The 13,881-nt window shown below is 57.1% G+C and carries 11 protein-coding genes and 1 pseudogene; 6 read left to right on the forward strand and 6 right to left on the reverse strand.

Features of this window, described 5'->3' with window-relative positions; translation table 11 throughout:
* Positions 1–177: 177 nt before the first annotated feature.
* Positions 178–411: a hypothetical protein gene (locus AB4Z25_RS27240; protein WP_442210199.1), complete on the forward strand. Its 234-nt coding sequence runs from the start codon at positions 178–180 to the stop codon at positions 409–411.
* 539 nt (positions 412–950) lie between these two features.
* Here the strand turns inward: AB4Z25_RS27240 and AB4Z25_RS27245 are convergent.
* On the reverse strand, positions 951–3,056 hold the full coding sequence (locus AB4Z25_RS27245; RefSeq protein ID WP_442210202.1) for a nuclease-related domain-containing protein: 2,106 nt from the start codon (positions 3,054–3,056) through the stop codon (positions 951–953).
* A 358-nt stretch (positions 3,057–3,414) separates the two neighbouring features.
* On the opposite strand from AB4Z25_RS27245, the gene AB4Z25_RS27250 reads away from it, so the two are divergent.
* Both AB4Z25_RS27250 and AB4Z25_RS27255 read left to right on the forward strand, forming a co-directional pair.
* A complete protein-coding gene (locus AB4Z25_RS27250; RefSeq protein ID WP_442210204.1) occupies positions 3,415–4,992 on the forward strand; it encodes a hypothetical protein in 1,578 nt (525 codons plus the stop codon).
* Positions 4,989–6,521 carry a YaaC family protein gene (locus tag AB4Z25_RS27255; RefSeq protein ID WP_442210207.1) on the forward strand — a complete coding sequence of 511 codons (1,533 nt, stop codon included), beginning with the start codon at positions 4,989–4,991 and terminating at the stop codon, positions 6,519–6,521. The genes AB4Z25_RS27250 and AB4Z25_RS27255 overlap by 4 nt, the downstream gene beginning before the upstream one ends.
* A gap of 77 nt (positions 6,522–6,598) precedes the next feature.
* Here AB4Z25_RS27255 and AB4Z25_RS27260 read toward each other — a convergent pair whose 3' ends face one another.
* Entirely contained in the window at positions 6,599–7,255 is a 657-nt protein-coding gene (locus AB4Z25_RS27260) for a hypothetical protein (protein WP_442210210.1), read from the reverse strand.
* A 185-nt stretch (positions 7,256–7,440) separates the two neighbouring features.
* Between AB4Z25_RS27260 and AB4Z25_RS27265 the strand changes: the two genes are divergently transcribed.
* Positions 7,441–7,734 (forward strand): hypothetical protein, encoded by a 294-nt coding sequence (locus tag AB4Z25_RS27265; protein WP_442210213.1) that lies wholly within the window; start codon positions 7,441–7,443, stop codon positions 7,732–7,734.
* A 584-nt stretch (positions 7,735–8,318) separates the two neighbouring features.
* Here AB4Z25_RS27265 and AB4Z25_RS27270 read toward each other — a convergent pair.
* The 3 genes and pseudogenes from AB4Z25_RS27270 to ftrA all read right to left on the reverse strand — a co-directional run.
* A complete protein-coding gene (locus AB4Z25_RS27270) occupies positions 8,319–10,190 on the reverse strand; it encodes an AAA family ATPase (RefSeq protein WP_442210216.1) in 1,872 nt (623 codons plus the stop codon).
* Between the two features lies 1 nt (position 10,191).
* Entirely contained in the window at positions 10,192–10,605 is a 414-nt protein-coding gene (locus tag AB4Z25_RS27275; protein ID WP_442210219.1) for a DUF6634 family protein, read from the reverse strand.
* A gap of 543 nt (positions 10,606–11,148) precedes the next feature.
* Positions 11,149–11,253 (reverse strand): annotated as a pseudogene (gene ftrA / locus AB4Z25_RS27280) (transcriptional regulator FtrA); the annotation flags it as partial.
* Between the two features lie 68 nt (positions 11,254–11,321).
* On the opposite strand from ftrA, the gene AB4Z25_RS27285 reads away from it, so the two are divergent.
* A complete protein-coding gene (locus AB4Z25_RS27285) occupies positions 11,322–11,729 on the forward strand; it encodes a rhodanese-like domain-containing protein (RefSeq protein WP_112538949.1) in 408 nt (135 codons plus the stop codon).
* A gap of 38 nt (positions 11,730–11,767) precedes the next feature.
* On the opposite strand, the gene AB4Z25_RS27290 is transcribed toward AB4Z25_RS27285, so the two are convergent.
* Positions 11,768–12,781 (reverse strand): zinc-dependent alcohol dehydrogenase family protein, encoded by a 1,014-nt coding sequence (locus AB4Z25_RS27290; protein ID WP_112538948.1) that lies wholly within the window; start codon positions 12,779–12,781, stop codon positions 11,768–11,770.
* A 108-nt stretch (positions 12,782–12,889) separates the two neighbouring features.
* Between AB4Z25_RS27290 and AB4Z25_RS27295 the strand changes: the two genes are divergently transcribed.
* Positions 12,890–13,789 (forward strand): LysR family transcriptional regulator, encoded by a 900-nt coding sequence (locus AB4Z25_RS27295; protein WP_112538947.1) that lies wholly within the window; start codon positions 12,890–12,892, stop codon positions 13,787–13,789.
* Positions 13,790–13,881: the final 92 nt, after the last annotated feature.

Raw genomic sequence — 13,881 nt, forward strand, 5'->3', positions numbered from 1 at the left:
TCTCAAAGCTAAAGCCAAAGATACCCATCACCCGCACTTGGCCTTCCCTTTGCAACCCCGGCCAGCGCCGGGCAGGCCAAGCGCTGATCGCCTATAGGGGGGTGAATATTGGACGCCGATAAGGGGTCAACATTGCGAGCCGATTGACAGCAAGCACTGCAACTACTTGAGAATGCCGTGACAACACTGCGAGAGAAATGTGTTTCTGGCATCACCGCAAATTCGGATTACTGCCGTCGTCACCTTCAGGCATCCACTGCTTTCGCTACGGCCCTAGCCCCGTTGTTGGGGTACGAACGCGCGGCGGAACTGGCCAAAAAGTCGCTTTCGACAGGCGCGACAATTCAGAGCCTTGTCCTAGCCTCCGGGGATGTAACTGAAGAACAATTGCGCTCCCTGTCCGGCCTTTAAAGGCCAGCGTGACACCCTGGAGAAGCTGTAGAAACGCAAAAACCCACCGCGGTCGTCTCGATCGCCTAAGACGTGGTTGTAGAACAGTTTCCAACCGACTTGGCTGCACGGCGCGGAATGACGCGTGAGGACAACGCGGAGCGTATCGGCACTCCATCGAGAACGAAGGGAGCTTCCGGAAGGGTCAGCTCGCTTCGTCGATCCCTGACTAATTCGGGCATGCAACAACTTGGCGTTGCAGATGTGCTGGAAAGGGCCTGGGGGCAGCGCGGCCGTTGGAGAGGACGTGTCTTTCAACGCTGTCTCCAAGGCCTTTCCGTGTCACGGCCGTCCGGCAATTGCTTGCTGACCCGGTGATCGTGATTGTGCCTAATTGATAGCGCTTTGCCCCAGTAAAGGCAACGGGCGTAACATGCTCATGCCGAAGAAGGTTTGGGCGCCGCCGCCGAACCCATTGTTGCCCTCCGTGCCCGAAATATGGCCTCGACGATCAGGGACAGAGGAAAGCCGATTAAGAAAGGAATGAAGAAGTAAATTGGTCACTCTTTTGCTGTAGTCGACGCGGAACGTTCTGCTTTTCCGGCAGCACCGACGATGAGTTCTTCCTGCCGGGACCGAAACATCGCCCCCACTTTGGCGGCCTGCTCGGCCTCCTGCTCGTCCTCGCGCCACGGCCACACCAATGGAAGGAGCCCGTCAATCGGCCCTTCCGTACCAATGCTGTCAACGACGACGTACCAACGATCGCTTTTGGTTTCGTATTTGTGCCTCCTGCCGATGGCGGCAGCCGCAACGCTGCTGTCCGGAGATAGGTCCAGGGTGACTGCGTAGGTTAGTCCGCCGCTTTCGGTAGGGATGGAAAACGCCTTGAGAGCTTTCCCCGTTCGGGCAATTTCTTCGCGAAGCATCGAGATATTCCTGCTCACCTCTTCGAGTGCCGCGCCTGAAAACTCATAAAGGTCGATCACAACGGCCGCAATCTCAGGGGGAGCCTTCCTCAGCTCGGCAAGCAGTTCCGATATCAATGGTATCTTGATCGTCTCCAGCACGCCCTTCGGCCGCATCGGAGCGAGACCGAGATCGGCAGAGATCATATAGTCGTCAACGACCGTCGCGAAGTCGCGGTCGATCACCATGAAGTCAGCGTCAGGCGGCAGAGCCAGCTTGGCCTTAATGTGGTAGCCCAGATAGTTATACTCGCTGTCGGAGATTATACGATCGAAGACGTCACCGCGCGCTTTCAGATAGAAGAGCATTTCGATTGGCGATGGCAACATTCGCGACGCGCAGTCGAAGACGCCCATGTCCCAGATAACCGGGGCCGGATCGCCTGCCTTTCTATCAAGCATGGACCGCGCCAGCATAGTGGCCGCGGGGAACATATCGCTGAGCAGTACGATCGGGAATATTCGCGGGAACGTGGATAGCTTTATGAGCTTTCCGGATGCATCCACACATTTGGCGCCAGCCCTTATCAGCTCGCCACTCGCCAACGCCTGTTCGAAAGGGTCCTTGATCGCGCCTTTGAAATCCGCTCTCAGCGCCTCCGGGTCGCCAGCCCGCGCCTTCAGGGTAATCCGCTTCGACTTCGCCTGCAGGATCAGAACGAACTCGCCATACCTCACGAGCACGTCGACTTCTTCGCCCTTGCTCCCGACAGCCTCGGGAAAACGGGCATTCATAAACACGTTCCCCTCGCCGAAGATCTTGCGCATGACGTGGGCTGCAGTCTCTTCAAGGAATAGTCCTCGGTGCGCCGCGGCTGTGTTCCGATACGCGTTATCCGCAAACATCCAATAAAACGGGCTCTCGTAAATGGACTCCATCAATCGATACTGGTTGGGCACGTAGAGGCAGTCCCCAAGGTCGATCAGGGGAGCAATGGAAACGCCATTGATTGCGAATGGCGAGTCAAATGCACCGTTTGCACCCGCGACAGGGATTGCGAACTTCGAAAGGAAGGCATCGACCTTGGAGCCAAATTTTTTCCGCAAACAGGCTTTGGATACTAGCAAGCTGTTCGTAAGCTCACCGTTGTGCACTGTTTTGCCCGCCGCACGTTCACGACCGATGAAGTCCATGTTGGCCGTTATCTGTCGAACAATGAAGTTCGCAATCTCGATCATCGGGCGCATGGAAATACCCGTCTTCTGCAACAACCATGTGCCATCGGCTTTGTAACGCTGCCGGGCGAATTTCATGAACTGATGGATGTAGAAGCTGGCTGGGCCGTAGTAGATCGCCTCCCGGGCGAACATCCCAAGGGCCTCAGGCTTTTCGAGAAACGTCCGCGACTCCTGGTCAAACACCGAGGCGGCGTCGGCATTGATCCTGTCGTGCAATTCGCGTAGCAGGCGGTCTGCCTCCGCCGCAAACGCTGAGCCGACGGTGATAGTTGCGTAGGTGCAATCATCCGGAGCCTGAACAAGCAGGCCCAGCAACAGCAGCAACTCGTTGGTGTTCAGCTTCTCTCCCGACCACCTCTCCGAGGGGTCATCAATCACCCGCCCTTTTTTCAAATCAACGTTGAGCACCCAGTCCCGATAGATGAGGCCGGAGATCTCGTGCAACGCGCCTTCGGACTGCGCAAGACGCTGCAAATCCCCAAAAATTGCCTCCATCGATCTAAGCGTTCCATTGGTCATGATCTTCCCCCGCGTTCGCTCAGTTCCAACCGATATCCGCACGGTAGGGCGGTGATCAAGGACCGCCACGCTGCTGCCGTTGATAGATCTCCATTTGTGCGCTAGCAGACGGGCAGGACCGCTTCTTCTGACAAACCTCTCAGTCAGCTGACTGCGAGTTGCTGCCAGCAGACCCGGTAAGGCGCGCCCTCCCCGCTGCCGATTGATGGTCGGTCGACCACCTCCTTAAGCTTTTGCAGGAGGAGCCGGTGTGAACAGGTCCACAGCGCTGCCTGGTCAGGAAGCTGGCCATTTGCGCACTTCTGGCTGACCGAGAATCTGATAGCTTCCGGCCAGCTTACGGAAGGGTGATCTTTTGGTGGATGAAGACGACATTTCCTTGGACAGCGACCAGCTCGGAGAAAAGGGCGAGTTGCTCTTTCAGACAATGTGCGTCGATGCTCAACTGATTTGCAATAAGGCGACACGAGACAGAAGCGGCTGGGATTTTATTGTCGAGTTTCCAATCGACCACGCGAACCAAGGCCAGCTAGACGAGCGAAGCAATCCGATATCCTGCCGTTTCCAGCAAAAGGCGATGTGGGATCATAACGATCGGGTCAAGTTGAGGCTGTCTTCCATCGAAAGACTTGCCAAGGACACCGGGCCTTCGTTCATCTACGTCCTGAAGCTCGCGAAGGATACACGTCTACCAACTTCCGCCTGGTTGATCGAGATGCGCGGAGACGCCCTCGCCAAGGTTCTTGCAAAGCTGCGAGAAGAGCAATCGGCACAACGCTTTCAGGTCAATCAAGCGACGATGTGTCTTTACCCGTCGAAGATTGGACGCGAGGTCGATAGAGATTCTGCAAGCTTTAGAAAGGCCGTCGCCGATGCTGTCGGGTCGGATATAGCCGCATATGAGGCGGCAAAGCGCACTGAACTGAAAACCCTCGGCTACGAGCCGGGCGCCAAAAAGGTCAGCATGACCCTGAAGCTTGAGCCTGGTGCTGAGCTCGCTGACGTGATGCTGGGATTGATCCCCGCCAAGGCAACGAACCTCCGCGCCCGCCATACGAGATTTGGCATCACGCTTGACGCAGAAGAATTTCCGGCTGAGGCAGAGGCTGAGATTAGGATCTCGCCTTTGCCGTTCGATACTTGTGAGGTGAGCGTCCGGCGCAACCGTTTGGCGGAACCTGCGATCTTCAGTGGGCAAATATATTCGCCGCCCGCTCGATCGGTCAAAGATTTCGCTGTCCGGATCGTCACCGAGAGCCTTGAGATAAATTTCAGAGGTCAGGAATTCAAGTTTCGGGCTACGCCCGTTTTCCCGGAAACAACGCTCAAAACGGCAGCCGAATGGCGCAACTATTTCATCATGGCCGACGCACTATCGACCAGCGGGGCCACGATAGAGGTGCGACCGAGCGACGGAAAAATGGGTGTGATCAGCCATCGGATCGAGAATAGCGTCAGCTCTGAAACGGTCGAGTGGGCTCGTGGAGGACTTGCAATATCAGACATCCTTCTGACGCTGATGAGACGTGCAGGAGCTGTGAGCGGGCCATCGTTCACTATGAACGAAATGGTCGAGCAGCAGGATTTGATCAGCTTCGTATTTGAAGTTCTCAACGGGAATGACCTGCCAGAGCCATTCAAGATCGGAGCCGAAAAGAGCGTAGTAGATCACTATGGCGCGATCACCGATGCGGTACATATCAACTATGTGGCGCTCGGGTCTTCGATGCTCGTCATGATTATCGATCTCACGCTCGAGTACGATCACTCCACCTCTCAGTATGTCTCGACACATGTTGAACTTCGGCAACTGATAGTTCTTGCAAATGCCAGCTACCTCGATTTCGTCCGGAAGGAAGCCGGTGACGGTGGAAGTATGATACTGAGCCGCATGTACGAAACATCCGGCAGCTTGGATGACGGACGGGACGAATGACCAAGCTCCTGGAAGACTTCCCTAACCCTGCACCAAACCCGCGTCTCGCCATACTCCGACGAGAGGTCGATCAAACAGTCCTGAAACCGTTGCGGTCGCACGGTTGGAATGCGATCGTCGACCAAGAAGTCGATCGCGGCAGCTACATCGAGATCTCCGCATCAAAAAGCTCGGTAGCGACCAAAATAGCGGTTCTTTACAGCAGCAGCGAGATCGACAACCCGCAATACCTGATGCTTGCTCAACGGGTCGATCATATCTTCTTTAACGGCCAACCCTACAAGTTGGATATCTTCGCGAGGGGGGTGGAAATCCCGGTTGAACCGCTCGATACGTTCTTCCCCTTCCTTGTTCAGCTGAACAAACGCGTAGAACCTGACAGGTCGCCGTCCAAAATGCCCCATAAACCGAGCGGGATCCGACGGCTCACCTCGGAAAACCCGCTTGAGTCAGTCACCGCTCGCTTGCGCCAGTTCACCAGCGTTCGACTTGCACGGAAACTTGTGGAACGTCGCGCCGCCGTCCAAGGAGTGCCTCTCCCCGCAGACATCGCGGCAACCAAGGGCACTGGGATCGCCTATTCGATGCGAAGCGCGCTTGAATACTTGTCTGCAGACCGCGGTGGCCATCTAAATAGGCGGATTCTTGGCCTCTACTACGGCGTGATGGCCTTCGCTCAAGCCGAAATGCTAGCCGCTCCAAACGGACCCAGGGATCTGGATGAGGTGGAGGGTATGACCAAGCAAGGTCATGGGTTGTTCACGCTTCCCGGTCAACTTGGCGGTTTCGCAGACTTGCACGTCGGCGTTCTGGCAACTGGCTTTTTACCCCAGTGGCTGTCGTTTCTTTCGTATGATACCAGCGGATTTCCGACTAGAAAGCCTAAGGCAGCGGCGGATCTCGAGACGCTTCCGGCATCAATGGTATGCACTCTTCGCGATCTGTTTGCGTCAATGCCTGAAATTGATGACCTGTTCGCAGAGGTGTTCGGCGGCCCCCACAGGTGGATCGAAGTTGCCTTCGACAGTTCCACCAACTTCGGCTCGCGGGCGCCGAACGTCAAGGCGGGCAGCACATACGGCCTTTTCATAGACCAATCAGGCGAAATCCCTCTGGCCGAAATCGCAAATGCAGGTTGGCCCGTGACAGAGCTCCAATTGATCACTGATGTCGAAGACGGGCGCTCTGTGTATCGTGGGCGCGTTGACCACAATGGCCATGATGTGTGGTGGAATGTCCTACCGACCCACTCGTCACCGTTCGGAAACCACACCGCCATGCTGCTTCCTACCCTAGGGGGGATGCACCACTACCGGACGATCGCCGCTGCAACTCTTTACGCGCTCTCGATCATGGTCCGCTATATGCCGAGTGCATGGCGGCGCATCGAAGGCGGGGACGAGGATCATTTTCTGGCGCTCGTCACGGAGGCGCTCTCGGTATGGGAGCGGATCTTGCCAGAGCAGTTTCTGGCTTGCATCGCTGACGAGGCCGTGCACACGGCACAGCCGGGAAGTTGGCTGTCCTAAGCACCGATGGGTGACCTCGCAGATGCGATGACTATATGTTCACTGCCGCTGCCGGAGCGGGTTTCGCGGCCGAATGTCTAGGTCGACGGAAATGCAAATGCCAAGATCTTTTCTATGACCGGCCCAAACTGAAGAAGCGTACCTACAAATATCAGTCTCAACCCAGTAAGCGGACGCCATTGCGCGACAGCAGCCCCGAAAGCAGTTGCAGCCAAACCTGCACATGACGCTGCTTCGCCAGTCGTGATAGGGCCAGTGAACCATCCAAGGCCCTTAAACTGCGCTGCCTCAAAAAATGAGGGCGGATTCTGCCACAGCGCAACAAGCGTGAATGCGAGGAAAAAGCTTATATATGCCGCTGGGAACAGAAACTTCAGCCGCATGAAGAAACGCTTCTTTTTCACAGGTGTGATGAGAAACCCTTGTGATCCGGCGAATAGTGTCTTCTCCTCATGCCTGAGGGCGGTCTCGACCGCATCCAGATCCCTTCGCGTCCCCAAATGGATCAACAGAAAGATCAAGCAAACCAGTGCAGCGAACCAGCACATGGCAGACTTGGCGCCGTCCGTAAGATCAAAGTCTTTGGACAAAACTAGGACAAAAGCGTTCGCGAATAGTCCGGTAGCGACCAGAAAGAAGTTGAACATCGAGTTGATGTGCTGAATGTAGAAGCCGTAACAGTCCGTAAGGTAAGAAACTCTCAGATTAAGATTAGATTGGTCGTCAGAACTCAAGGCACACCCCACTGAAAAACAAATGACGGTGTACTATCCAGGGTTTAATGATTGGTTTCGTAACCTCGATATGCTGCGACGTAGGCAGCGCCACAGACCTTCCCGCTCGAACGCCTCAGCCTCGTCCACGCTTGGCGCCATGCTTTCGACGTTCCATGGGATGTGCTCGATTAGCGCTTCCAAAGATGGGCCGCCAAGTGGCTCCGGGTGTTCTCGGTTCACAGGGCTCGACCTCCCATACAATCGCTTCGGCGAGCTGTGGGGCGAGCCGTCCGGACACCACCGCCGCCGAACTCTACAAGGACATGCTTGCCGCCGACCTGAAGCGGATCGCACGCGACGAGAAACTGGAAGAAGCCGAGCGAATGGACATCCTGTTCGGCAAGCTTAGCGGCAACGTGAGAGTCGACGATCCTTCGCAATCCAAGCAGGCTGCGCCGAAGCGGCGTGGCATCATTTCATGGCTGTTGGGACGATGAGATCGGACGGTGCGATCCCCGGAGAGGACGTGTCTTTCAACGCTGTCTCCGGAGCCTGTCCGTTTCACGGCCGTTCAGCACGTTTGCTAACCCGGTGATCGTGATTGTGCATGATTGATAGCGCGTCGCCCCTGCAAAGGCATCGGGCGTACAAGATCATGCCGAAGCAGGTTCGGGCGCCGACGATCCAATCAGGAGCGACACGCATCCCTTCTGATCCAGAAATCTGTTGGCGAAGTATCTGGTCCGCCGGAATTCGAGCGAGCCTGGGTAAATCACCGCAACGTTAGGCAAGGCAAGCAATTCGCCTTGCTTTAACGACTCTTCGTCGCAGACCAACGTGACTTCCGCGCCAGCCTCAACGAATCCTTACTGGACCTTGGACGCTGAATCGCTCATGTCGATGATCATGACTGTCATTCAAGCCAGAAGTTTGTCGAGTTCACTCATCTGGTCTCCGGTTAAATCCTGCAAACGCAATGTTGATAACGCGCGACAGTTTCCGCGCAGTTACGCAACCACCGAAAGATTCGAAACTACACCCGGCACCCGACGAAGAGCTATTTGCGCCGACTGACGGTAGGTCACGCCGCGCTCGCCGTTCCAGTACGCTCCAGTTTCACGGAACCGTGAGCGACAATGTCACCTGCGAGCCCAAGGATTCGCTCCCGATCCTTCATCAACATATTCCTCACGCGTTCCCATTGGTTCTCAAGGATTTGCGCTACCTCGGCTTCCATTTTCTCCGGAAGCGGTTTGTCCCCTAGATCCTTGACGGTGCCCATGAACACTGGGGATTTGCCGAGCCCGTAGCTCCCTACCATTCGTCGCGCAACAGCAGTCGCTCGCTCGATGTCGCTGCCAATGATCCCGCCTGCGCCGATAGATCGATCCCCGAACACAACAAACTCCGCAGCCATCCCCGCCAAGGATACGGCTATTCGATTCAGCAGGGTTGTCTCCGTCGGGAAGTGATCGGGCTCGAGATTGTAGACCGTGCTCCCGCCGATGGATCCTTCGCCGCTCGGGTCGAAACTATCCCTTATCTCGATCATTGCGGCTGTCGAGTGACCCAACGCGAGCGAGACCAATCCATGTCCAACCTCGTGCGCCGCCAACCGCAGCAGCTGCTCGGCGGTATAGGGTACCTTCTCGGGAAGCTGTGCCTCAAGATCGCGCAACTCAAGTTCTCTGTTGTCGTTCCGTGCCGCCCTTTGAGCTCTCTGAACTAAGCGCTCCAGATCCGCTCCCGGCTTTCCCTCAAGCTCGAGGGCAATATCTGTCAAGGATTCGGGCGGCAGGACGCCACCCGCGTGATGGCTCAGGATTTCCGCCCTCGTCTGAGTGTCAGGCAGCGAAAGCACGAAGTGCTCGTCAATCCTTCCGGCCCGTAGGATCGCGGAGTCAATCCAATCTGGAAAGTTCGTGGCACCTACCACAACGACCCCTTCCCCGAGAGTTGACAACAGGGTCAGGAAGTCCGTGACGACGACCTGCCAATAGGTATCGCTGGGGTCTCCTGACGGTTTGGCGAGGCGCTTGCCGATGGCGTCGATCTCGTCGAGGAATAATACCGCCCCCTTTCCATCGTTCACGTCCTCGAACGTCCTACGCATCGCTGCAAGCATGTCGTCTAGGGCACCCGCCGACTGCCAAGCTCCCACCGTAGTAGAGACCAACCTCATTCCCAGCGCGGTGGCAAGCGCAGACGCGAACAGTGTCTTTCCCGTGCCAGGTGGGCCAGAAAGCAACACGCCGGCCCGTACCAGCTTCCACGCAAGCTTCTTGTCACGCCACCGGGATACGTTGTCGACAAGATCCCTCGCCCAGGGTTTCACTTCATCGTAGCCTGGCAGTTCGAAAAGGCTGGGGCCTGTCGCATCCAAACTGTTGAAGCCGTCGATGACCGCAATGCAATCTTCGGTGAAATCTGGTTTTAGGATCGCGGCAAGCATTGCATTTTGAGGGCGCTTGGCAAGCTCGGAAGCGACTTCGATGGAAAATGGCTCCTTGCCGAACAATCGCCTTGCGGCATTGATGTGCTGGGCCGTCGGCGGGTCCACAAAGACCACCGCCGTGGCGGCGAACCGTACGTCTTTCGGCACTTCGTCAATGTTGCCTGCGATCAGGATATCGACCCCCTTGAGGTCAAAGATTGATGCTGGCCTATGAGGTGTACCCTTAACGCGAGGTGGGCTGGCGAGACGAACCCTGACATCCTTATCCACCCAGTCACCCGTCCAACTATTTCGTTTTACGCCAAGTACCGCCAATGCAGCGGCCTCATACTCATCAACCCGATACCCTGGGGGAACGACGAAAACCAAGAATCCATTCACGCGATACCGCAGTCTGCCGACATCTCTGGCGGCGCGCGCAAGGCCGCATCCAGCAAGCAGGACGGCCACATCTTTCAAAAGCGCCTCGGTTCTGGTTCTCGGATCCGCGAACTTCATTTTAGTTTCTCCCGGTCTGCTCGCGATTTTCCAAGCGATACCAACGATTCATCGTCCTTGCGATGCCGCGTTCTGAATCCAAGAAGAACAGCTGACTGGTGACTATCTCCCTGCCCTCCCGCAGACGCGGATGGCCGCTGACGACCCCAGAGAGGGCATAGGCGTGTCCTATGACTGCCTTGTAGCCTTCGAGCAGCGGCGTGTTTGCCATATCGATCATGTCGAAGTCACCTGCATTAGCCCGATGTATGTCTTCAAGCAGGCGCTCGGTCGCCTGGCTGTCTATCCATTGGAACGTGTTCACGCGCTTCCCCTTGTCGGATACGATTCGATTTAACCCTGCTTCGAATTTCTGATTGTCAGCAATTCGAATCTTATCAAGCGCATTTATTTGCGGCGAATCAGCAATTGTCAACTATCGTTTGATTGCCGAAGGATTTGGTGACACTCAATCCTTATGAGACCGCCTTCCCGCCTCCTCACAGCTGCTCGCCTCATCGTCGGTCAGACTCAGATCGAGGTGAGCAACGATTCCGGCGTGAGCTCCAGAACGATCTACATGGCGGAAAACGGAACTGCAGGTATCGCGAGCGTGGAGAAACTCGTCCGGCATTACGCCAGCAAGGGTGTGACCTTTACGCCGCCTTCCGGGTCGAACGGGTGGGTAATCCACACGAAGCATCTTACCCATCAGTACGATGACGAGCATCTGAATTCGGGGCGTTGAGAACGCGACATCTTTGCAGGGGATCGCACTACTGGACTCTTGTCCTAGTGGGACGCAGATTCAAACAAGATATTACTGTGACAGCCCCAAATGCTACCGTATTTGCCTCAAAAACACGCAACGATGGCCGGAGACAGCCACGGTACTATAATAGTTGGATTTCAGTACGGTGCGTGACGGGTAAACTCGATTCTAAAATTGATTTTTACCCGAATTAGATCTGCTTCTTTACCCAAATAGAATTGTCTTTTTCCGGTGCCGATACGTGCAGAGCCCGTCATAGGCCAGCACCGCGACATGGGGTCCATTTGGCATGATCTTTACGTTCATCGTCATCCTGGCCAATTTCGCCAAGCCATAGCATCGGCGATAACAGGCGGCAACCCGAACAGAAGGAACCGCCCATGCCAAGCCACGTCAGCGAAACCCCTGCCGCCTCCCCGGAAGCCACCGCCGCCTACTACGCTCGCAAGCTCGCCTTCGAGACCGATTGCTGGGACGTCCATGCATCGCTCGCCGCCGGCAATACCGATTTCGTGCTGCTCGACGTCCGCTCGCCCGCAATGTTTGCGGCCTCGCACATCCCCGGCGCCATCAACCTGCCGCATGGCAAGATGACGGCGCATCGCATGTCGGAATGGGCGGAGGAGACGCTCTTCGTCGTCTATTGCGCCGGTCCGCATTGCAACGGCACCGACAAGGCAGCGCTCCGCCTCGCGCGTCTCGGCAAGCATGTCAAGGTGATGATCGGCGGCATGACCGGCTGGGCCGACGAAGGCTTCGGCTTCGAGAACGAAGCGGCTGCGGCGTGATGATGGAAGGCTCCCGCGCGATTGCGGGAGCCGGTTTCTCAAAATTCGATGACGAGCTTGCCAAACGGGCCGCGGTCGAGATGCGCCAGCGCCTCCGGCAGTTCCTCGAAAGCGTAGCGATGATCGATGACCGGCTTGATGCCTGAAACATCGACGGCGCGGATGAGATCCTCGAGCGCCCGGCGATGGCCGACGCTGATGCCCTGCACCGTCGGTGATTTCAGAAGCAGCGGCCCGACGGGACCGGACACCTCGAAACCGTCGAGTACGCCGATGACATGGATATGCCCTCCGACGGCAACCGCCTTAAGCGCCTCGCCAAAATTGGCGCCACCGGCAATTTCCAGAATGTGATCCGCACCGTAGTCGGCTGTCAGGCCATAAAGCGTCTCTACCCAGTTCTCCCGTCCGAAGCCGTGATCGGCGCCGATGGAGCGGGCACGATGGAGCTTCTCCGCGCTGCCTGATGTGATGAAGACCTCGGCGCCATGGGCCTTGGCGATCTGCAGGCCGAACAGCGCAACGCCGCCGGTTCCCTGGATCAGCACCTTCTGTCCGGCGTTGAGATGGCCGCGCTCGATCAGCGCGAACCAAGCCGTCAGGCCGGCGCAGGGCAAGGTGCTGGCCTCGGCCGCATCGAGGCTGTCCGGCGCCCTGGCGAACCAGTCTTCGGAAAAGGTCAGATAGTCGGAAAGCACGCCGGGATAGAAGCCGCCGAGCGTGCGGTAGGGCGGGTTGCGCGCATTCCCGGCATTCGTGCCGTCGATCCAGCCGGGAGAGAAGGTCGAGATCACCCGGTCTCCCGGCTTGAAGCGCGTCACACCGGGGCCGACGGCTTCGACGACACCCGCCATATCGGAGGCCGGTACGAAGGGAAATTGCAGCGGCAGCCCCATGCCGGTTTCGAGCACCAGCTTGTCACGATAGTTCAGCGAAACGGCCTCGGTCCGCACCAGAACATCGCGCCCCGAGGGATCGTCCATCCGTCCTTCCGATATCGTCAGGTTCTGCGGACCGATGCCGTCGATCGTCCACTGCCTTATCTTGGTCATCGCACGTGCTCCTTTGCATATTCAGCGAAGAGAGCGATGTTATCGTTGAAAAGATGGCGGCAGTTGCGATATAAATTCCCAAGATAGGTTCCCTTGAGGATACAATTCATGGAAAAGCTTGGCGGCATCTCCGTCTTCGTCGAAGTCGTCGAAGCAGGCGGATTTTCAGCCGCCGCCAGCGGCCTGAACCTGACGCGATCCGCCGTCGGCAAGACGATCGCCAGGCTCGAAGAGCGCCTCGGCGTCCGCCTCTTCCACCGCACCACCCGCTCGCAGAGCCTGACGGAAGAAGGCCGCTTCTTTTACGAGCGCTGCCTGAAGGCTCTGGAAGAGATCAAGATCGGCGAAGCGCTTCTGGAAGCCGGCAAGCAGACCGTGCGCGGCAAACTGCGGGTGTCCATGCCAGTTATCTTCGGTCGGCAATGCATTGCGCCGATCCTGATTTCACTGCTCGACGACCATCCCGAACTGGAACTCGACCTGTCCTTCAACGACCGGATCATCGATCTTCTTGAAGACGGCTACGATCTGGCGATCCGCAACGGGCCGCTCAAGGACGATCAGGACATGATGGCGCGGCTCGTCGCCCACCAGCGGCTGACCGTCTGCGCCTCGCCCGATTACCTCGCCAAACACGGCACGCCGCAGTCGCTGGAAGATATCCCCAAACACGTCGGCATCATCTATGGCCGGCAGGACAAGCACCGCACCTGGGTTTTCCCGACCGACGACGAGCCCTGGCGGCAGGTTCTGCCGAAATCGCGGATGCGGCTCGACGATCTCGCCACCATCTGCGACGTGGCGATCGAAGGCGCCGGCCTCGTTTGGCTGCCCTGCTGGATGGTGCGCGAGCACGTTGCCGCCGGGCGCCTGGTGCGGGTGCTGAAAGACGTGCGTCCCGTCATTTTCCAATCGCACGCGATATGGCCGCGCTCGCCCGTCATGCTGCCGAAAGTCCGCCTCGCCATCGATGCGCTGGTTGCGAGATTGCCCGGCCTGATGGAGTGACGTTTTGAAATTTACCAAGCCGCTGAAGTGGCTGAATTTTTTATTGTATTCACTGGAAATCATGAAATGCTGCCGTATATCGCCATGATGAT

Origin of the sequence: Rhizobium sp. RAF36, assembly GCF_052114105.1 — a bacterium.
GTDB lineage: Bacteria > Pseudomonadota > Alphaproteobacteria > Rhizobiales > Rhizobiaceae > Rhizobium.